General features: G+C 70.0%; 19 protein-coding genes and 1 pseudogene. 16 read left to right on the forward strand and 4 right to left on the reverse strand.

Features of this window, described 5'->3' with window-relative positions; translation table 11 throughout:
- Positions 1–74 precede the first annotated feature (74 nt).
- The 9 genes and pseudogenes from dnaK to V8690_RS23645 all read left to right on the forward strand — a co-directional run bounded on the left by dnaK (position 75) and on the right by V8690_RS23645 (position 7868).
- Positions 75–1925 (forward strand): molecular chaperone DnaK, encoded by a 1851-nt coding sequence (gene dnaK / locus V8690_RS23605; protein ID WP_338781827.1) that lies wholly within the window; start codon positions 75–77, stop codon positions 1923–1925.
- A complete protein-coding gene (gene grpE / locus V8690_RS23610) occupies positions 1922–2581 on the forward strand; it encodes a nucleotide exchange factor GrpE (protein WP_338781829.1) in 660 nt (219 codons plus the stop codon). The genes dnaK and grpE overlap by 4 nt, the downstream gene beginning before the upstream one ends.
- A 36-nt stretch (positions 2582–2617) precedes the next feature.
- The gene (gene dnaJ, locus V8690_RS23615) at positions 2618–3799 is read left to right on the forward strand and encodes a molecular chaperone DnaJ (RefSeq protein ID WP_338781831.1); all 1182 of its coding nucleotides are present in this window, start codon (positions 2618–2620) and stop codon (positions 3797–3799) included.
- A gap of 5 nt (positions 3800–3804) precedes the next feature.
- Positions 3805–4256: pseudogene (locus V8690_RS23620) on the forward strand (helix-turn-helix domain-containing protein).
- 260 nt (positions 4257–4516) lie between these two features.
- Positions 4517–5638 (forward strand): substrate-binding domain-containing protein, encoded by a 1122-nt coding sequence (locus V8690_RS23625; RefSeq protein WP_338781833.1) that lies wholly within the window; start codon positions 4517–4519, stop codon positions 5636–5638.
- A gap of 111 nt (positions 5639–5749) precedes the next feature.
- Positions 5750–5887: a hypothetical protein gene (locus tag V8690_RS23630; RefSeq protein ID WP_338781835.1), complete on the forward strand. Its 138-nt coding sequence runs from the start codon at positions 5750–5752 to the stop codon at positions 5885–5887.
- Between the two features lie 48 nt (positions 5888–5935).
- Positions 5936–6337 (forward strand): DUF4288 domain-containing protein, encoded by a 402-nt coding sequence (locus V8690_RS23635; protein WP_338781837.1) that lies wholly within the window; start codon positions 5936–5938, stop codon positions 6335–6337.
- Positions 6334–6507: a hypothetical protein gene (locus tag V8690_RS23640; RefSeq protein ID WP_338781839.1), complete on the forward strand. Its 174-nt coding sequence runs from the start codon at positions 6334–6336 to the stop codon at positions 6505–6507. Before V8690_RS23635 ends, V8690_RS23640 begins: the two co-directional genes overlap by 4 nt.
- Before the next feature lie 317 nt (positions 6508–6824).
- On the forward strand, positions 6825–7868 hold the full coding sequence (locus tag V8690_RS23645; protein ID WP_338781841.1) for a LuxR C-terminal-related transcriptional regulator: 1044 nt from the start codon (positions 6825–6827) through the stop codon (positions 7866–7868).
- Here V8690_RS23645 and V8690_RS23650 read toward each other — a convergent pair.
- Together V8690_RS23650 and V8690_RS23655 are read right to left on the reverse strand one after the other, a co-directional pair.
- Positions 7831–8820: a helix-turn-helix transcriptional regulator gene (locus V8690_RS23650; protein WP_338781843.1), complete on the reverse strand. Its 990-nt coding sequence runs from the start codon at positions 8818–8820 to the stop codon at positions 7831–7833. The two genes, V8690_RS23645 and V8690_RS23650, sit on opposite strands and share 38 nt — an antisense overlap.
- Positions 8817–9848 carry a helix-turn-helix transcriptional regulator gene (locus tag V8690_RS23655; protein ID WP_338781845.1) on the reverse strand — a complete coding sequence of 344 codons (1032 nt, stop codon included), beginning with the start codon at positions 9846–9848 and terminating at the stop codon, positions 8817–8819. The genes V8690_RS23650 and V8690_RS23655 overlap by 4 nt, the downstream gene beginning before the upstream one ends.
- A gap of 116 nt (positions 9849–9964) precedes the next feature.
- Between V8690_RS23655 and V8690_RS23660 the strand changes: the two genes are divergently transcribed.
- Positions 9965–10147, forward strand: a complete 183-nt coding sequence (locus V8690_RS23660; protein ID WP_338785433.1) for a hypothetical protein — start codon at positions 9965–9967, stop codon at positions 10145–10147.
- Between the two features lies 1 nt (position 10148).
- A complete protein-coding gene (locus V8690_RS23665; protein ID WP_338781847.1) occupies positions 10149–10484 on the forward strand; it encodes a hypothetical protein in 336 nt (111 codons plus the stop codon).
- Positions 10485–10650: 166 nt separating this feature from the next.
- Here V8690_RS23665 and V8690_RS23670 read toward each other — a convergent pair whose 3' ends face one another.
- Positions 10651–11067 (reverse strand): TIGR03618 family F420-dependent PPOX class oxidoreductase, encoded by a 417-nt coding sequence (locus V8690_RS23670; protein ID WP_338781849.1) that lies wholly within the window; start codon positions 11065–11067, stop codon positions 10651–10653.
- A 104-nt stretch (positions 11068–11171) separates the two neighbouring features.
- Between V8690_RS23670 and clpB the strand changes: the two genes are divergently transcribed.
- The 3 genes from clpB (at position 11172) to V8690_RS23685 (ending at position 15364) form a co-directional block, all read left to right on the forward strand.
- A complete protein-coding gene (clpB, locus tag V8690_RS23675; protein WP_338781852.1) occupies positions 11172–13793 on the forward strand; it encodes an ATP-dependent chaperone ClpB in 2622 nt (873 codons plus the stop codon).
- Between the two features lie 536 nt (positions 13794–14329).
- A complete protein-coding gene (locus V8690_RS23680; protein ID WP_338781854.1) occupies positions 14330–14533 on the forward strand; it encodes a hypothetical protein in 204 nt (67 codons plus the stop codon).
- A gap of 303 nt (positions 14534–14836) precedes the next feature.
- Positions 14837–15364: a YbjN domain-containing protein gene (locus V8690_RS23685; RefSeq protein WP_010032094.1), complete on the forward strand. Its 528-nt coding sequence runs from the start codon at positions 14837–14839 to the stop codon at positions 15362–15364.
- A 110-nt stretch (positions 15365–15474) separates the two neighbouring features.
- Here V8690_RS23685 and V8690_RS23690 read toward each other — a convergent pair whose 3' ends face one another.
- Positions 15475–16668, reverse strand: a complete 1194-nt coding sequence (locus V8690_RS23690; protein WP_338781859.1) for a pyridoxal phosphate-dependent aminotransferase — start codon at positions 16666–16668, stop codon at positions 15475–15477.
- A 1099-nt stretch (positions 16669–17767) separates the two neighbouring features.
- Between V8690_RS23690 and V8690_RS23695 the strand changes: the two genes are divergently transcribed.
- Positions 17768–18295, forward strand: coding sequence for a DUF2617 family protein (locus V8690_RS23695; protein ID WP_338781861.1), 528 nt, complete (start codon positions 17768–17770; stop codon positions 18293–18295).
- A gap of 117 nt (positions 18296–18412) precedes the next feature.
- Entirely contained in the window at positions 18413–20068 is a 1656-nt protein-coding gene (locus tag V8690_RS23700; protein ID WP_338781863.1) for a polyamine aminopropyltransferase, read from the forward strand.
- Positions 20069–20112 lie beyond the last annotated feature (44 nt).

Here is a 20112-nt window from a genome sequence, read left to right on the forward strand (position 1 = left end):
AGCTCTGTTGACCGGTGGGGAACCGTCGTGCACACTTGAGTCCGTTCCACTCAAGTCAGCTGGAGGAATCAACCATGGCACGTGCGGTCGGCATCGACCTGGGCACGACTAACTCCGTCGTCAGCGTTCTGGAGGGCGGCGAGCCCACCGTCATCACCAACGCCGAGGGCGCCAGGACCACGCCGTCCGTCGTCGCCTTCGCCAAGAACGGTGAGGTGCTCGTCGGAGAGGTGGCCAAGCGTCAGGCGGTCACCAACGTGGACCGGACCATTCGGTCGGTCAAGCGGCACATGGGCACCGACTGGAAGATCGAGCTGGACGGGAAGCCCTTCAACCCGCAGCAGATCAGCGCCTTCGTGCTGCAGAAGCTGAAGCGGGACGCCGAGTCCTACCTGGGCGAGAAGGTGACCGACGCGGTCATCACGGTCCCGGCGTACTTCAACGACTCCGAGCGCCAGGCCACGAAGGAGGCCGGCGAGATCGCCGGTCTGAACGTGCTGCGCATCGTCAACGAGCCCACCGCGGCCGCCCTGGCGTACGGCCTCGACAAGGACGACCAGACCATCCTGGTCTTCGACCTCGGTGGCGGTACGTTCGACGTCTCGCTGCTGGAGATCGGCGACGGTGTCGTCGAGGTGAAGGCCACCAACGGTGACAACCACCTCGGTGGTGACGACTGGGACCAGCGCATCGTCGACTACCTGGTCCAGCAGTTCCAGTCCGGCCACGGCGTGGACCTGGGCAAGGACAAGATGGCCCTGCAGCGTCTGCGCGAGGCCGCCGAGAAGGCCAAGATCGAGCTGTCCTCGTCCACCGAGACCTCGATCAACCTGCCCTACATCACCGCCTCCGCCGAGGGCCCCCTGCACCTCGACGAGAAGCTCACCCGCGCCCAGTTCCAGCAGCTGACCGCGGACCTCCTGGAGCGCTGCAAGACGCCGTTCCACAACGTCATCAAGGACGCCGGCATCTCCATCAGCGAGATCGACCACGTCGTCCTCGTCGGCGGCTCGACCCGTATGCCCGCCGTCGCCGAGCTCGTCAAGGAGCTGACCGGCGGCAAGGACGCCAACAAGGGCGTCAACCCGGACGAGGTCGTGGCCATCGGCGCCGCCCTGCAGGCCGGTGTCCTCAAGGGCGAGGTCAAGGACGTCCTGCTCCTCGACGTCACCCCGCTGTCCCTCGGTATCGAGACCAAGGGCGGCATCATGACCAAGCTCATCGAGCGCAACACCACGATCCCGACCAAGCGGTCCGAGATCTTCACGACGGCCGAGGACAACCAGCCGTCCGTGCAGATCCAGGTCTACCAGGGCGAGCGCGAGATCGCGGCGTACAACAAGAAGCTCGGGATGTTCGAGCTGACCGGTCTGCCCCCGGCGCCGCGCGGCGTCCCGCAGATCGAGGTCTCCTTCGACATCGACGCCAACGGCATCATGCACGTGACCGCGAAGGACCTGGGCACGGGCAAGGAGCAGAAGATGACCGTCACCGGCGGCTCCTCGCTGCCGAAGGACGAGGTCGACCGCATGCGCCAGGAGGCCGAGCAGTACGCGGAGGAGGACCACAAGCGCCGCGAGGCCGCCGAGGCCCGCAACCAGGGCGAGCAGCTCGTCTACCAGACCGAGAAGTTCCTCAAGGACAACGAGGACAAGGTCCCCGGCGAGATCAAGACCGAGGTCGAGGAAGCCGTCGGCGAGCTGAAGGAGAAGCTCAAGGGCGAGGACACGGCCGAGATCCGCACCGCCACGGAGAAGGTCGCGGCCGTCTCGCAGAAGCTCGGCCAGGCCATGTACGCCGACGCGGGCGCCGCGCAGGCCGCCGGCGGACCCGAGGGCGCCGCCGCCGGTGGTGCCAAGGCCGCCGACGACGACGTGGTCGACGCCGAGATCGTGGACGACGAGCGGAAGGACGGTGCCGCGTGACGGAGGAGACCCCGGGCTTCGACGAGCAGCAGCCCGACGTCCCTTCCGGCGCCACCTCCGATGACGCCGAGCCGAAGGCCGCCGACTCCCCCTCGCCGGAGGAGGGGGCGGCCCCGGCCGGGGACACGGGCCAGGACGTGGCTCTGGTGGCCCAGCTGGACCAGGTCCGCACGGCGCTGGGCGAGCGCACGGCGGACCTCCAGCGCCTCCAGGCCGAGTTCCAGAACTACCGCCGCCGGGTCGAGCGCGACCGGATCGCGGTCAAGGAGATCGCCATCGCGAACCTCCTGACCGAGCTCCTGCCCGTGCTCGACGACATCGGCCGCGCGCGGGAACACGGCGAGCTGGTCGGCGGCTTCAAGTCCGTCGCCGAGTCGCTGGAGAGCACGGCGGCCAAGATGGGCCTCCAGCAGTTCGGCAAGGAGGGCGAGCCCTTCGACCCGACGATCCACGAAGCCCTGATGCACAGCTACGCGCCGGACGTCACCGAGACGACGTGCGTGGCGATTCTCCAGCCCGGGTACCGGATCGGCGAGCGCACCATCCGCCCCGCGCGGGTGGCGGTGGCCGAGCCCCAGCCGGGGGCGCAGACGGTCAAGGCGGACGAGACCGCCGAAGCCGACGACAAGGAGAGCGGTGGCCCGGAAGAGGGCTGACGTCATAGCGGACGAAGGGAAGGAGGGGCGTCGAGGATGAGCACCAAGGACTTCATCGAGAAGGACTACTACAAGGTCCTCGGCGTCCCCAAGGACGCCACCGAGGCCGAGATCAAGAAGGCGTACCGGAAGCTCGCCCGCGAGTACCACCCGGACGCCAACAAGGGCAACGTCAAGGCGGAGGAGCGCTTCAAGGAGATCTCCGAGGCCAACGACATCCTCGGCGATCCCAAGAAGCGCAAGGAGTACGACGAGGCACGCGCCCTCTTCGGCAACGGCGGCTTCCGCCCGGGGCCCGGCGCGGGCGGCGGCTCCTTCAACTTCGACCTGGGCGACCTCTTCGGAGGCGCCCAGGGCGGCGGCCAGGGAGCCGGCGGTTTCGGCGGTGGACTCGGTGACGTCTTCGGGGGCCTGTTCAACCGTGGCGGCGCGGGCGCGGGGACGCGCACGCATCCGCGGCGCGGCCAGGACATCGAGTCCGAGGTCACGCTGAGCTTCACGGAGGCGATCGAGGGCGCGACCGTCCCGCTGCGGATGTCCTCGCAGTCGCCCTGCAAGGCCTGCTCGGGCACCGGCGACAAGAACGGCACACCGCGGGTGTGCCCGACCTGCGTCGGCACCGGGCAGGTCGCCCGGGGCAGCGGCGGTGGCTTCTCCCTCACCGACCCCTGCCCGGACTGCAAGGGCCGCGGCCTGATCGCGGAGAACGCCTGCGAGGTCTGCAAGGGCAGCGGCCGGGCCAAGTCCTCGCGGACCATGCAGGTGCGCATCCCCGCGGGCGTCAGCGACGGCCAGCGGATCCGGCTGCGCGGCAAGGGAGCGCCGGGCGAGCGCGGCGGCCCGGCGGGCGATCTGTACGTGGTCGTGCACGTCGACTCCCACCCGGTGTTCGGCCGCAAGGACGACAACCTCACCGTCACCGTCCCGGTGACCTTCGCCGAGGCGGCCCTCGGCGGCGAGGTCCGGGTGCCGACGCTGGGCGGCCCGCCCGTCACGCTGAAGCTGCCGCCGGGCACGCCCAACGGCCGCACCATGCGCGCCCGGGGCAAGGGCGCGGTCCGCAAGGACGGCACCCGCGGCGACCTTCTGGTCACCGTCGAGGTGAGTGTTCCGAGGGACCTGACGGGGAAGGCTCGTGACGCACTCGAGGCGTATCGCGAGGCGACCGCGGGTGAGGATCCGCGGGCGGAGCTGTTCCAGGCCGCGAAGGGAGCATGAGTCAGATGGACGGTCGTCGACGCAATCCGTATGAACTGACCGAGGAGACCCCGGTCTACGTCATCTCGGTGGCGGCCCAGCTGTCCGGCCTGCACCCGCAGACCCTGCGCCAGTACGACCGTCTGGGCCTGGTGTCCCCGGACCGCACCGCCGGCCGGGCCGGCGCTACTCGGCCCGTGACATCGAACTGCTCCGCCAGGTGCAGCAGTTGTCGCAGGACGAGGGCATCAACCTGGCGGGCATCAAGCGCATCATCGAACTGGAGAACCAGGTCGCCGCGCTCCAGGCCCGGGTGGCCGAGCTGGAGGACGCGCTCGACGGCGCGGCGGCGGCCATGCGCCAGCGCGAGGCGGCGGTGCACGCGTCGTACCGCCGTGACCTGGTGCCGTACCAGGAGGTCCAGCAGACCAGTGCGCTGGTGGTGTGGCGGCCGAAGCGGCAGCAGCAGTCGGACTGACGCGCGTACGCCTGCTGAGAGGGGCCGGGAGGAGACTTCCGGCCCCTTTCGTGTGTCTTGGGCCGTTTTCGCTGGGTCTCCTGTGGATGACCTGCCGGTGCAGCGCACTTGGAGACGATTCCGCAGAGTCTTCACAACTGCTGCGGAGCGTGGTGTTGTCATCTCGTTAAGTGGTTCCGCTTGACGCTGAGGGGCGCGCCCGCGTTGGCTTTTCAGTCACATGGGCCCAAAGCTGTGCCCACGTCCGAATCACACGCGAAGTGAGCTCCCGCATGCGTCGTCGTATCTCCATATCCGTGGCCGCGGCCACGATGTCCGTCACGCTCGCCGGCTGCGGCGCGCTCAACGCGACCGGGAGCAGTGACGACGCGAGCCCGACCAAGGGCAACGACATCACGGTGGGCCTGCTGCTCCCGGAGAAGGCGAACACGCGGTACGAGAACTTCGACTACCCCATCATCAAGACGAAGGTCGAGTCCCTCACCAACGACCGGGGCCGCGTCGAGTACGCCAACGCCGACGCGAGCGCCGAAACGCAGGCGGCCCAGCTCCAGCAGATGATCGACGACCGGGTCGACGTGATCCTGCTGGACGCGGTCGACGCGCACGCCATCGCGAGCGGCGTGCGTAAGGCCAAGGAGGCGGGCATCCCGGTCATCGCCTACGACCGGCTGGCCGAGGGCCCGATCGACGCGTACATCTCCTTCGACAACGAACTGGTCGGCGAGGTCCAGGGGCGCACCCTGCTGGAGGCCATCGGCGAGAAGGCGAGCCTCTCCGACAAGATCGTCATGATGAACGGCTCGTCGACGGACCCGAACGCCAAGCAGTTCAAGGCCGGTGCGCTGTCCGAACTGAACGGCAAGGTGACGATCGCCCAGTCCTTCGACACCAAGGACTGGAAGCCGGAGAACGCGCAGGCCAACATGGCCGAGGCGATCGAGAAGATCGGCAAGGACAACATCGCCGCGGTGTACTCCGCCAACGACGGCATGGCGGGCGGCATCGTCAAGGCACTGGAGGCCGCGGGCGTGACCGACCTGCCGCCGATCACCGGGCAGGACGCGGAACTCCCGGCGGTGCAGCGGATCATCACCGGTGAGCAGTACATGAGCGTGTACAAGTCGTACCCGCAGGAGGCCGAGAACGCCGCGGAGATGGCCGTGGCCAAGGTCCAGGGCCGCGACATCCAGTTCGCCGCCCTCACCCGCGACAGGGTCGACAGCCCGACCCACAAGGGCATCCCGGCCCAGCTCGTGCCCGTGGTCGCGCTGACCCGGGAGAACATCAAGGACACGGTCGTCGCCGACGACGTCTACAAGCTGTCGGACATCTGCACGGCGAAGTACAAGGCGGCTTGCCAGGCGATCGGCCTGAAGTAGCCGGGTCTCGAAGTAGCCGGGGCTCCGTCTCCGGAGGCACTGACGCGGGACTGCCAACCTCGCCTGCCATCCGCGCTGCGCGAGAGCGCGCGGTGGGCGCGGTGTCCTGGCGTGGTGGACGAGGTGGCCGCCGAGTTCTGCGACCGCCTGTCGCGCACGCTCGGCGAGATCTACGCGGGCAAGCAGCGCGGCGACCGGGATGATGCGAAGGCGTCGAAGCTGCTGAACGACCGCCGCTTCGACAAGTAGCAAAGTGTTCGGCGCGTCGACCGACGTACGGACAGGAACGAGCGTGACGTGGAGGCTGACCACGACCGGCCCGGCCACGGCAGAGACACAGGAGCAGCCGCTGTACAGGAGAACTTCGTCCTGGTGCACGCGACCGACGAGCGGTCCGCCAGAGAGCGGGTCGAGCGGCGGGTGCGCGGGGCGGAGACAAGCTACCTGAACGACCGGCAGGAGACGGTCACCTGGTGGCTCCGGGCGATCGTCGACGTGAAGGAGGCCGAGGACACCGACCTCGGTGGAGATGCCGACCTGTACATGCGTCACTTCCGCGACTGGACGGCGTACGAGCGGGTGGAGCCACTGCTCGCTCGCGAGAGCGACGGCGCCTGGCCGCGCCCAGCCACTCGGCACGGGCCGGGTATGGGAGCCGTGAACCGGAGCGCCGCGCCTGGCTGCGTACCGGGCATGTGACACGACACGACAGCCGCCGCATCGTCACCGTGCCGCTGTTCCTGGGCTCCCTCGGCTCCTCGGAGGCGAAGGCCGGACAGACCTTCGAAGTGTTCCGGAACGTCACGCTGGCGTTCTGGGGCGTGCTCGTCCCGATGACGACGGGTCTCGCCGCGGCGCTCTCGGTGTGAGCGGACCAGGACGCCTGGCGGCTCCTGCTCTCCTACGGCGTGCCGCGCGGCCGGTACTTCGTGGGGGAGGTGGCGGGCTGTCCATGACGGCGATGGCGACGCAGCTCGTGCCCGTGGTCGCCTGACGCGGGAGAACATCCGGCGGGATTCGGTCACCCCCCGGCCACGTGTTGCAACGCGACGAGCTGAGGCGCGGATATACCGGCGTGCACCGGTGGTTTCCGGCGAGGGCGGCGCGGGGAGCCGTGTTGCGGAGCAGGTCCGGTCCGCGCATAGTTGCGCTGCGGAGGACGGCGAAACCGGGGGTGGGATCGGCGATGGCCGGGCACGGGGCGGAGGAGCATCCACATGGTGCCGACCGACTGTGCGAGGCGGGGGATCGCGTGTATTCCCGGGCGGTACGGCGGGGCCGTGTGCCGCGCCGGGACGCCGAACCGGTGCCCTGCCTGCTGGAACTCGCCCTGCTGCACCCGGACCCCGACGACATGGACTGGCTGGTGCCGACCCCCCCGCAGGAGGTCATGACCCGGCTGCTGCGCGGGATGTACGACGAGGTCAGCGCGAGTCAGCGGCGGGTGGGTTCGGCCGTGGCGGCGTTCGAGTGGTACGCCGGGCTGGGGCGTCGGACGCAGCCGGCCCCGTGGGCGAGCGAGGGCTCGGCGATCCGGGTGCTGGACGGCCTCGCCCGGATCCAGGCCGCGATGGACGAGGCGACCCAGGCGTGCACCACCGAGGTGCTCACGGTCCAGCCCGGCGGTATCCGGCGCGAGGCGGAACTCTCCGAGGGGCTGCACCGGGCGCTGGCGCTGCGCGGCCGTGGGGTGCGGATGCGGGACCTGTACACGCATGTCGCCCGGCACGGGCAGGGGCTGCTGAACTATCTGGAGCTGATGGGCGACGCGGTGGAGGCGCGCACGCTGGACGAGGTGATCGACCGGCTGATCCTCTTCGACCGGACGGTGGCCTTCATCCCCGCCAACACCGACCGCACGATGGCCCTGGAGCTACGGCACCCGGCGATCGTCGAGTACCTGGTCACGGTCTTCGAGCGCCTGTGGCGCCTCGCCATCCCGCTGACCGCCCCGCTCCCCGACACCGGCATCGAGGGCATCTCCCACCGCGAGCAGTCCATCGCCGCGCTGCTGGCGGAGGGCCACCAGGACGCGGTGATCGCGGAACGACTGGGGATAAGTGTGCGGACCTGCCGGGCCCATATCGCCCGGCTGTCGGAGACGCTGGGGGCGGCGAGTCGTACGCAGTTGGGGGTGCGGATCGCCCAGGTGGGACTGGACGGTCCGCCGCGGCCGGCTGTCTCGCCGACCCTCAGCGTTCCCGGTCAAGAATCCCGGACCGTCCGATGAGATAGCCCAGTTGGGCCCTGCTCTGGCTGCCCAGCGTCGCCGCGAGCTTGGCGATGTGGACACGGGCGGTGCGGATGTTCATGCCCAGCCGGTCTGCGATGACGGCGTCGGTGTGGCCCTCGACGAGGAGGGCGGCGATGGCGCGCTGGCGAGGGGTGATGCCGTCGCAGGAGGGTTGGGGGGCGGCTTGGGGGAACACTGGGGTGGCGAGGCGCCAGAGGCGGTCGAACGTCGTCGCCAAGTAGCCGACGATGGCCGGGTGGCGGATCTCCAGGGCGAGGCCGCCGTTGCCGTCGGCGGGGATGAACGCGAGGTCCCGGTCGACGATGATCAACCGGTCGGTGATTTCGTCAAGCGCACGCGCCTCGATGTCTCCCTTTAGCTGTTCATGGTATGCAGCGGTGGTGGGTGAGTGGCGGAGGGTGTGCTGGTAGAGGGTGCGGATACGGCCGCCGCGGTCCAGCAGCGTCTGGTCGCGGCGGATGGCGACGGCGTAGGCCGCTGCGACCCGTTCCCTGGGAAGCGCGGAGCGTGGCTGGATGGTGAGCAGTTCCCGCGATGCGTCTGACAAGGCCTCGGTGATGGCCTTGTTGATCTGCTCCTTCCCGCTGAGGAGCCTGAGCGTCGGGGTGGCGTCCGCTTCCGCGCGGTGCCCTTCGACGGACATGAGCGGCTCGAAACTCTTGGCCAGCTGTTCCTCCCGTCGCCGTTCGCGTGCGATCCGTTCCCCCGAAGTCCGCAGTAGCCGGTGGAGGGCGACGGCCGGCGCCACGGGTGCAAGCCGGTGAAAATCGTCGACGGCGGGGTGCAGCAGGCCTAAGTCCACCAGGCAGGGCGCAGCGTGGGCTGCTTCGGCGGTCACATGCCCTTCGCGCAGGGCCCGTTCGTACAGCTCCGTCCCGGCGGGGCACAGTTCCTCCGAGTCGTGCTCCGGGTGTGGCGCCGACGTCACTCGGGACTTCCTCCTGTTCCCTCGTCCTGCTTCAGCATCCCTGACTTCGCTATGAGATAACCGAGTTGAGCTCGGCTGCCGCTGCCCAGGGCCGAGGCTAGCTTGGCTATGTGAGCACGGCAGGTACGGACGTTCATGCCGAGGCGGCGGGCGATGGCCTCGTCCACGTGGCCCTCCACCAAAAGCTTGGCTATGGAGTGCTGGATCTCGGTGATGCCGTCGGACGCTGCCTCGTACGGCGCGCCGGTGCTCATCGGAACCGCGCGGTCCCACAGGTACTCGAAAACCTTGACCAGATAGCGGACGAGCCCGGGGTGGCGCAACTCCAAGGCCACTTGCTGGTCGTCACGTGCAGGGATGAAGGCGACTGTCTCGTCGCAGATAATCAAGCGCTCGACCAATTCGTCGATGGTGCGGTACTCGACCTTCCCGTCGGAGAGCCGGGCGACATACGACAGCTTCTCCGGGTTGTACCGGGCGGTGTGCTGGTAGAGGCTCCGGACCTTGACGCCGCGCTCGATCAACGGCTTGTCGCGTTCGAGACTTCGCAGGAGACTCCGTTCGGAGACACGATCACTGGGCTGCACCGTCAGAAGCTCCGTCTGGCACTGGGCGGTGGCCAGATTGAGCGCCGCGTTGATGCGCTCACCGCCCTCCAACACGGTGATGGAATCGCTGGTCGCCGTCGCCTGTATGCCCATCGCCATAAACGGCTCGAAGGTGTCCGCGAGCTGTACCGAGAGGCGCCTGCGTTCGGTGATCTCCCGCTCTATGGGGTGCAGATGCTGCGCCAGCGCGACGATCGGCGGCACTGGGCGCAGCCAGGTCGGATCGTCGGGATCGGGGTGCAGCAGGGCGAGTTCGACGAGGCAGGGAGCGGACTCCGCGTCAGCGCGCGCGACACGTCCAGCGCGCAAAGCCGTGGTATAGAGACGACTCCCCGCCTCACAGAGCTCGGTGATTGGGTGGGTATGCGCACCCTTAGTCCGATTAGCGCTCAAATCTCCACCCCCCAGGGTCCTGAACATGCAGGAACATGATGCACCGATTGTGTGGCCATGACGTGCCCGAATGAGCCATCGTCGTACTCGACGGGGGAAAAGGGGACCTTCAAGTGAGGACGAAGCCGACTATGCGTAACAAAATGCTTCGCTCGGTGCTTGTCGCCGCCTTCTCCGCCGTCGTAGCCCTCGGTGCGCTGAGTGGCTTCTCCGGTGAGAGGGACGGAGTCCGGGCGAACACGCAGTGGCCGGCGGCAGTTGCGGACGTTGCAACTGCTGACAACACCCAGTGGCCGAACCCTGGGGTCGACGGAGCCGGGAGCTGACGTGACCACTCCACCCGACGACCGCTCCTTCCGCCGTGAAATGGCCACCGCCTACCGCTCGGGCTGGCACTTCATCGACCTGGTCACCGCCATCCCGCACAGCGGCGACTCGTTGATGGTGACGGTGTTCGGCGAGCCGGTGGTCGTCACGCGGGACGAGGACGAGGACGTACGGGCTTACCGGTGTCTGCGGCGGCCTCGGGGGGCGCCGCAGCCCGTGCGGTGTGCCGTACGGTACGGAATGATCTTTGTGAACCTGGACCAAAGGGACCACGAGCAGGTGGAGGCCGACTCTCCTGCCCCGAGGGCCATCTCTGCCACCCCCCGCAGTGCCTGACGCGATTCCCCCGTCGTAACAGATCGCTCAGGTGCTTCCCCCGCAGCGGCGTCACCGTGACCTGAACACGGTGACGCCGCTGCAGTTTCTGGGGATATTTCCGGGTATCAGCCCAGTTCCGGGGTGGCCAAATCCAATCGATCACCGAAGTGGATTTTCACTTCGGTCAACCCCGCCCCATCGCTCGCGTCAGCTCTATCTCGATCACCACGCGTGAGGGGTTCGGCGAGGGGGTCCGTCCGTAGCGCTCCGCGTAGCGGCGCTCCGCCTCCGCGACCCGGTCCGGCTCGGTGCGGACGAAGGCACGGCCTTCCAGTGTCGCCCAGCGCTTGCCCTCCATCTGGCAGACGGCGACCGCCGCTCCCTGTTCCCCGGCGGCCAGTACATGCCGCACCTTCGCGCTCGCCTTGTTCGTGATCACCCGAGCGAGCCGGGCCGCGGGATCGTATGTGACCCCGACGGGTACCACGTGCGGAGTGCCGTCCGGGCGGGGAGTCGTCAGGGTGCACACGTGCCGTTCCCGCCAGAAGCTGAGATACGGCTCGTCCGGAGCGCCCGGATCGACGGAGTACTTGGTCGCCATACTCCGGAACTTAGCCCCTGTGACCCTCCCCGAATCGGCCTTGAGTGGACTAGACTCAACTTTGTGCAAGTCGTTCGGGTCAGTGCAAGGAGGAGAACGCGAACGTGGACGCCGAGCTGACCAACCGGAGCCGGGACGCGATCAACGCGGCCAGCAACCGGGCCGTGACCGAGGGGCACCCCGACCTCACCCCCGCCCACCTGCTCCTCGCGCTGCTCCAGGGGCAGGACAACGAGAACATCACCGATCTGCTCGCCGCGGTCGACGCCGACCAGGCGGCCGTACGCGCCGGAGCCGAGCGCGTGCTCGCCGGGCTGCCCAGCGTGACCGGGTCCACCGTGGCGCCGCCCCAGCCCAACCGCGAGATGCTCGCCGTCGTCGCCGACGCGCAGGCCCGCGCCAAGGACCTCGGGGACGAGTACCTCTCCACGGAGCACCTCCTCATCGGCATCGCCGCGAAGGGCGGCGCGGCCGGCGAGGTGCTGTCCCAGCAGGGCGCCGGCGCCAGGAAGCTTCAGGACGCCTTCCAGAAGACGCGGGGAGCGCGCCGGGTGACCACGGCCGACCCCGAGGGCCAGTACAAGGCCCTGGAGAAGTTCGGGACCGACTTCACCGCCGCCGCGCGGGAAGGGAAGCTCGATCCCGTCATCGGGCGGGACCAGGAGATCCGGCGCGTGGTGCAGGTGCTGTCCCGCCGGACCAAGAACAACCCCGTGCTCATCGGTGAGCCCGGCGTCGGCAAGACCGCCGTCGTCGAAGGGCTCGCCCAGCGGATCGTCAAGGGGGACGTCCCGGAGTCCCTCAAGGACAAGCGGCTCGTCGCGCTCGATCTGGGCGCCATGGTCGCCGGGGCCAAGTACCGGGGTGAGTTCGAGGAGCGGCTGAAGACCGTCCTTGCCGAGATCAGGCAATCCGACGGGCAGATCATCACCTTCATCGACGAGCTGCACACCGTCGTCGGTGCCGGTGCCGGCGGCGACTCCGCCATGGACGCGGGCAACATGCTGAAGCCCATGCTCGCCCGCGGTGAGCTGCGCATGGTCGGTGCCACGACCCTCGACGAGTACCGGGAGCGGATCGAGAAGGACGCCGCCCTGGAGCGGCGCTTCCAGCAGGTGCTGGTCTCCGAGCCGACCGTCGAGGACTCCATCGCGATCCTGCGCGGGCTCAAGGGCCGCTACGAGGCCCACCACAAGGTGCAGATCGCCGACAGCGCGCTGGTCGCGGCCGCCACCCTCTCCGACCGGTACATCACCTCCCGCTTCCTGCCCGACAAGGCCATCGACCTCGTCGACGAGGCGGCCTCCCGGCTGCGCATGGAGATCGACTCGTCCCCCGTCGAGATCGACGAACTCCAGCGCGCCGTGGACCGGCTGAAGATGGAGGAGCTCGCGATCGGCAAGGAGACCGACGCGGCCTCCCGCGAGCGCCTGGAGAAGCTGCGCCGCGACCTCGCCGACAAGGAGGAGGAGCTGCGCGGCCTCACCGCCCGCTGGGAGAAGGAGAAGCAGTCCCTCAACCGCGTCGGTGAGCTGAAGGAGCGCCTCGACGACCTGCGCGGCCAGGCCGAACGCGCCCAGCGCGACGGCGACTTCGACACCGCCTCCAAGCTGCTCTACGGCGAGATCCCCGCCCTGGAGAAGGAACTGGAGGCCGCCTCCGAGGCCGAGGAGGCGTTGACATCTTCCGCCTCCGGCGGGGGCGCCAAGGACACCATGGTCAAGGAGGAGGTCGGCGCCGACGACATCGCCGACGTCGTCGCCTCCTGGACCGGCATCCCCGCCGGGCGTCTGCTGGAGGGCGAGACGCAGAAGCTGCTCCGCATGGAGGACGAGATCGGCAAGCGGCTCATCGGCCAGACCGAGGCCGTGCGGGCGGTCAGCGACGCCGTACGGCGGTCCCGCGCCGGGATCTCCGACCCCGACCGCCCCACCGGCTCCTTCCTCTTCCTCGGCCCGACCGGCGTCGGCAAGACCGAGCTGGCCAAGGCCCTCGCCGACTTCCTCTTCGACGACGAGCGGGCGATGGTCCGCATCGACATGTCGGAGTACAGCGAGAAGCACAGCGTGGCCCGGCTGGTCGGTGCCCCGCCCGGATACGTCGGCTACGAGGAGGGCGGCCAGCTCACGGAGGCGGTGCGCAGGCGGCCGTACTCCGTCATCCTGCTGGACGAGGTGGAGAAGGCCCACCCCGAGGTCTTCGACATCCTGCTCCAGGTGCTCGACGACGGGCGTCTCACGGACGGCCAGGGCCGCACGGTCGACTTCCGCAACACCATCCTCGTCCTGACGTCGAACCTGGGCAGCCAGTTCCTGGTCGACCCGCTCACCAGTGAGGCGGAGAAGAAGGAGCAGGTGCTGGAGGTGGTGCGGACGTCCTTCAAGCCGGAGTTCCTCAACCGCCTGGACGACCTGGTCGTCTTCTCGGCCCTGACCAAGCCCGAGCTGGAGCGCATCGCGAAGCTCCAGATCGAGCGCCTCGCCAAGCGCCTCGCCGAGCGGCGCCTCACCCTGGACATCACGCCCGAGGCCCTGGCCTGGCTCGCCGAGGAGGGCATGGACCCGGCGTACGGCGCGCGTCCGCTGCGCCGCCTCGTCCAGACCGCCATCGGCGACCGCCTCGCCAAGGAGATCCTCTCCGGCGAGGTCAAGGACGGCGACACGGTCCGCGTCGACCGTGTCGGTGACGAGCTCCTGGTGGAACGGGCGGCCGGCAAGACCCTCTGACCGGCAGCGCACGCCCTGACGACGGCCCGCCCCGCACTTCCGGGGTGGGCCTGCGCATACGAGGTATTCGGCCAACCCGGTGCTCCGCCTGCGCACTCCGCACCCTTCCGCTTCACGGCATCTTCACAGCCTCCGGCCTGAGTCGAACGGTCTTTCGTATCCAGCTGCCCATTCCGCTCACGGAGCGGTTCTCGGCAACGCCCCCTCGGCCCGCAAACCATTCACGGGGCATTCAGCAATGCACGTCGTTCTGCGCGCCTTCACGCCGCCACCCGTCCGCTGACGGGGAGAGAGCACACCGGCACACCGCGGCACGCGCCGGCACAGCGGCGGCTCCCGCGTTTTCCCACTTCGGCGAGAACGTTCCCGGTTCACCGGCTTTCCCGGTGGGCGACGGTTGACCGACGGCACCCGTCGCCCGCCCACCGCACTGCCCCGGAGAACAGACGTAATTCGAGATCCTTGACGGCCGCCCTCGTCGCCACCGCCTCGGCCACCGTGCTCGTGCTCACCAGCGGCACGGCGGTGCAAAGCGGGTGAGGAGCCCACCGCCGAGCCGTCGGACACCGCCACGTCGGCGGACGAAGGCCGGCTACTGGTGCCTGTACAGGGACTCCGGCTACAAGGGCAGGCTCCTGCGGCTGTTCTCCGACGGGAAGAAGGACCTCAGCGAGTGGGGCTGCCGGGACAAGCCGGGTTCCGTCCACCACTGGGTCGGCCGCTACTCGATCAAGTGCTGACGCGAAGATCACCGACCTGCGCTCCTGGCCCGTCGAGGACCGGGTCCGGCGGCTCGGCCCGCCGGGCGCCTGTTCGAACTTCCGCAACCCCGGCTATCCGGGCGGCGGGAACCGGAACGACAAGGTCGACATCTTCGAGGTCCGGCGCGCCTGACAGGTGCGCAGGGGCTCCGAGGAGGTACCCGGTGCTTCCCCCGACCGGCCGGATCCTGTCAGCCGAGGGCTGACGGGACCCGTCTGGGCTTGCCACGCCCCTCCCCGCATGGGGGAGGATGGCGGGATCCGTACGAAGGGAAAAACACGGTGACCATCGACCCGTCCTCGATTCCGAACTTCGGGGGCCAGCCCGAGCCGCAGCCGCAAGGACCGGCGGGCCCCGTCGTCCCGGATCAGGACCTCGTGAAGCAGCTCCTCGACCAGATGGAGCTCAAGTACGTCGTCGACGACGAGGGAGACCTCGCGGCGCCGTGGGAGCAGTTCCGCACCTACTTCATGTTCCGGGGAGAGGGAGACCAGCAGGTCTTCTCCGTGCGGACGTTCTACGACCGGCCCCACGAGATCGAGGCCAAGCCGCAGATCCTGGAGTCCATCGACGACTGGAACCGCCGCACCCTGTGGCCCAAGGTCTACAGCCACACCCACGACGACGGCACGGTCCGCCTGATCGGCGAGGCCCAGATGCTGATCGGCATGGGTGTGAGCCTGGAGCACTTCGTCTCCTCGACGGTCAGCTGGGTGCGGGCCGCGATCGAGTTCGACAAGTGGCTCATCGAGCAGCTCGGTCTCGAGGAGGAGATCAACGAGGCGGAGAAGCCCGAGGACGAGGAGTAGGCCCAGCAGGCCTCGCCCCAGCGGCGCGTCGGCGCGTACGAGCAGAGCAGGTACGCGCTGTACGCGCCGTACGCCTTTTCAGCGCCGTTCGCCTTGCAGCCCCGGGTCCCTCAGGCCCCGGCTACGCCCTTCAGACGGCGTACGGCTTCCTCCAGCACGCCCGTCCGCTTGCAGAACGCGAACCGTACGAACGGCGCCCCCTCCTCGCGGTGATCGTAGAAGACCGCGTTGGGGATCGCGACGACACCGGCGCGTTCCGGCAGGCCGCGGCAGAAGGCGAAGCCGTCCGTCTCGCCGAGGGGGCGGATGTCGGTGGTGACGAAGTAGGTCCCCGAGGGGCGGAAGACCCGGAAACCGGCCTCCTCCAGGCCCGCCGCCAGCAGGTTCCGCTTGACCAGCATGTCGTCCCGGAAGGCCGTGAAGTACGACTCGGGCAGCGCCAGGGCCTCGGCGACCGCGTACTGGAACGGGCCCGACGCCACATACGTCAGGTACTGCTTAACCGAGCGCACCGCCGTGACCAGCTCCGGCGCCGCCGTCACCCAGCCGACCTTCCAGCCGGTGAACGAGAACGTCTTGCCGGCCGACCCGATGGTGACCGTACGCTCGCGCATCCCCGGGAACGTCGCCGGCGGCACGTGCTCGGCGTCGTCGAAGACCAGGTGCTCGTACACCTCGTCCGTCACCACGAGCAGGTCCCGCTCCACCGCGAGCTCGGCGATCGCGGCCAGCTCCGCGCGGGTGAGGACCGTGCCGGTCGGGTTGTGCGGAGTGTTGATCAGCAGCAGGCGGGTGCGGTCGGTGACGGCGTCGCGCAACTCGTCGAGGTCGAGGCGGAAGCTGCCGTCGTGCGGGCGGAGCGTGACCGGCACCCGGCGCCCGCCCGCCATCGCGATGCACGCCGCGTACGAGTCGTAGTACGGCTCGAAGGCGATCACCTCGTCGCCGGGCTCCACCAGGGCCAGCAGCGAGGCGGCGATGGCCTCGGTGGCCCCGGCGGTGACCAGGACCTCCCTGTCGGGGTCGCAGGACAGGCCGTAGCGCCGCTGCTGGTGGGCGGCGATCGCGGTGCGCAGCTCGGGGACGCCGGGCCCCGGCGGGTACTGGTTGCCGAGGCCGTCCCGCAGCGCCCGTACGGCGGCCTCCCTGACCTCCTCGGGGCCGTCGGTGTCGGGGAAGCCCTGCCCGAGGTTGATGGCCCCGGTGCTCAGGGCCAGGGCGGACATCTCGGCGAAGATCGTCGTCCCGAACTCGGCGAGCCGGCGGTTGAGGAGGGGGCGCGCGCTGGAGGTCATGCGGGCCATCCTGCGCCGAAGCTCTGGAGTTCCTCAACTCTGCTTTGGGTCGTGCGGGGGGCGGGCATCCCCTGTTCACGCAAGAGCGAGGCGCCCACGGGGGGCCGCTTCGGGGGAAACGGAAGGAGGGTGACGCCATGGTCGTCGGCATCATCCTGGCGGTGATCGGGGTTGTTCTGGTCGGGGCGCTGGTGTCCGTCGGGCGCAGGAACGCGTCCGGACGCACGACGCGTCGCGGGGCGTGGGCGTCCACCGGATCGCGCCACGACAGCGGCGGCAGCTGGTGGGCCGGAGGCGGAGACTCCGGCTCGTCCGGCGGAAACCACGGGGGGCACTCCTGCGGCGGCGGCTCGTCCTGCGGAGGCGGGTCGTCCTGCGGCGGGGGTGGTGGAGGAGGTGGCTGCGGCGGCGGAGGCAGCTGACACCCGTCGGCCGCTCTCCCGACGGGGAAGCCGCAACCTCCGAACGCGGGGTCCGCACCTGGGGGCGGGCCCCGCGTTCCCGTGTCGGGCGGGGGCCGCGGGCGTCCTGTGTCGGGCGGGGGTCGGGGCGTCCTGTGTCGGGTGGAGGTCCGGGTGGCGTGTCGGGCGGGGGCCCGGGGTCCCGCACCGGCCGCAGGTCCGGGGTTCCCGTCAGGCCGGAGGTCCGAGGTTTCCGTCCGGCGGATACGTCGAACGCCCGTCGGGCAACTTGGGGTGTTTTCCGGCAACTTCGCATGCCTGTAGGACAACTGCCATCGTGGAGTGCCGGATCGAGGCGTTACTCCGTCAACTGCGTGCGCCCGAGAGGCACTTCGAGAGCCGGCTGGAAGCCCGGGCGTCCGTTCGTCCCTGCTCCGGGCGTGAGCCGCGGCGCACCGGCGCACGCCGTGGTTGAACAGTTGAGCTGTGGAGCCCTCTGAGGGATGGAAACCCTACGATTTTGGGTAAAGACGCTGTTGCGGCGCCACAGTTCATGATTCCCTCTAAAACACCAACGCAGCCTCTCGGACGCCCTGCGGACATTTTCCGGAAACCGGCCGACCGGTTTTCCCCGGGCCGTATCCCCCGGTGCGACCGGGGCGCGGCGGACCCCTCTCCCTCTCCTTGTGTGCTTGCGGAGCCGATCCATGCTCACGACCCTGAACACCTCCTACACCGACACGCGCGCGACTGATCTCGCCTGGGCCCTGGGGCGCGAGCCGCTTCCCGCGCTGGCCACGCTCGACCTCGAACTGGCAGGCGCCCGACTTCAGTTGCGGCTTCTCGGCGCGTCCCACCAGGTCCTACTGGAGGAGGAGCGGGGCATCTGCTCGGAGACGGTGGCGTGCATTCCGGGCAGCAGCACCCCGCTTCCGCTCGGCGTCGCCAAGCGGGTGGGCGACTGGGAGTACGAGTTCGCGGCCCGGGTCGAGGTCCTCTCGCCCGGCTCCTTCGCGGGCCGCGCCCAGGAGTTGCTGGCCCTCGTCTCCGACCATCCGCACGGCCTGGTCGGCGTCTTCCCCGGCAGCCCGCACGCCTTCACGGCCCTGCTGGCCCAGCACCACGAGGGGCAGGTGCACTGGCGGACCTGGCACGCGTACCCGCAGGACGGGCAGTTGGTGGCCACCCGCACGAAGGTGGGCGTACGGGTCCCGGCGGCGGCCACCGCCAACTGAAGCCCCCGGCCCCTCACTCACTCGGCGAACCGGGTCGCATACCGATCGGGCCTGTGTAAACCAGCACCACACGTGTGGGTGACGAACCGCAGCGGAGGCGTGACGTAACGTCGCAGCGTGATCGAGCCGCACGCGCCCGCCCCGCCCGGTTCCCCGACGCCTTGGAGCGCCCCGGGCGGCCCCGGCGGCCCGGCGCGGCTGCCCGTCCGGCCGGGCACCGGCCGGTTCCTGGTCCTCGCGGGCGTGTTCGTCTGCGCAGCCTGCGGACTGGTGTACGAGCTGGAACTCGTCGCCCTCGCCTCGTACTTGATGGGCGACTCCGTCACCCAGGCGTCCGTCGTGCTGTCCGTCATGGTCTTCGCGATGGGCATCGGCTCCCTCGCCGCGAAGCGGCTGCGCGGTCTCGCCGCGGCCGGCTTCGGCGCGGTCGAGGCGACCCTCGCCCTCGTCGGCGGGTGCAGCGCGATGGCCCTGTACGCCGTCTTCGCCTGGACCGGCGACTGGGGCGGGATCTGGGCCAGCGGGCCCCGCTGCCTCCTGGTCGCCTTCTCCCTCGCGACCGGGCTGCTCATCGGCGCGGAAATCCCGCTGCTGATGGAGCTGATCCAGCGCATCCGCCGCCAGGACGCGGGTGGCGCGGTGGCCGACCTGTTCGCCGCGGACTACGTGGGTGCGCTCGTCGGCGGACTCGCCTTCCCCTTCCTGCTGCTGCCGCTCCTCGGCCAGCTGACCGGCGCGCTGCTCACCGGTGCCGTCAACGCGGTCGTCGGGGGCGCGCTGGTGCTCGGCCTGTTCCGCCGGGACCTGACCCGGCGCGCCCGCTGGCTGTTGCTGCTCGCCAACGCGCTGGTACTGGTGACCCTCGCCTCGGCCGCCGTCCTCGTCGACGACTTCGAACGGGCCGCGCGGCAGGCGGTGTACGGCGGGGACGTACGCGTGGCGCTCCAGACCGGCGTGCAGGAGGTGGTCCTCACCGGCGGACCAGACGGCCGGTCCCTCGACCTGTTCCTCGACGGCCGGCTGCGGGTCAGCGGGTGCGACGAACTGCGCTACCACGAGGCCCTCGTCCACCCGGCCATGACCGGACCGCACGCGCGCGTGCTGATCCTCGGCGGCGGTGACGGACTGGCGGCACGCGAGGTGCTGCGGCATCCCGGGGTGGACCGGGTCGACGTCGTCGAACTCGACGAGGAGGTGGTGCGGCTGGCCCGCACCGACCCGGCCCTGTCGGCGCTGAACAAGCACGCGTTCGGCGACCCCCGCGTGCACGTGACCACGCAGGACGCCTTCGGCTGGCTGCGCGGAGCGCCCCCGGCGGCGTACGACGTGGTCCTCTCGGATCTGCCGGACCCGGGCATCACGGCGGGTACGAAGCTGTACTCGCAGGAGTTCTACGCCCTCGCGCGGCAGGTGCTCGCCCCCGGCGGCCGGCTCGTGGTGCACGCCGGGTCCGTCGCGTCCGGCTCGCGGGTGTACTGGACGGTGGACGCGACCCTCCGCGCGGCCGGCTTCCGCACCGCCCCGTACGGCACGGGCGGCCGTCACGCCGGTTTCGGCGTCGGCCCCGACCGCACCCCCGCCGACCGCTCCCAGGCGCCCCGGGAATGGGGCTTCATCCTGGCCGCCCGTACGGAGCCCCGGCCCCGCCTCGCCCCGGACGGGCCGCGCCCGTACGACCTTGACGACGCGTCCCTCGCGGCGGGGGAGCGGGCGGCGCGCGGGACGCGGATCGCGGGGCTGCCCGCGTCGACGCTGGTGCATCCGCGCTACTGACCGGGCGGGCCGTGGGGTGAGCGCGGGTGAGGATACGCCCGGCG

The organism is Streptomyces sp. DG1A-41, from assembly GCF_037055355.1.
Lineage (GTDB): Bacteria > Actinomycetota > Actinomycetes > Streptomycetales > Streptomycetaceae > Streptomyces.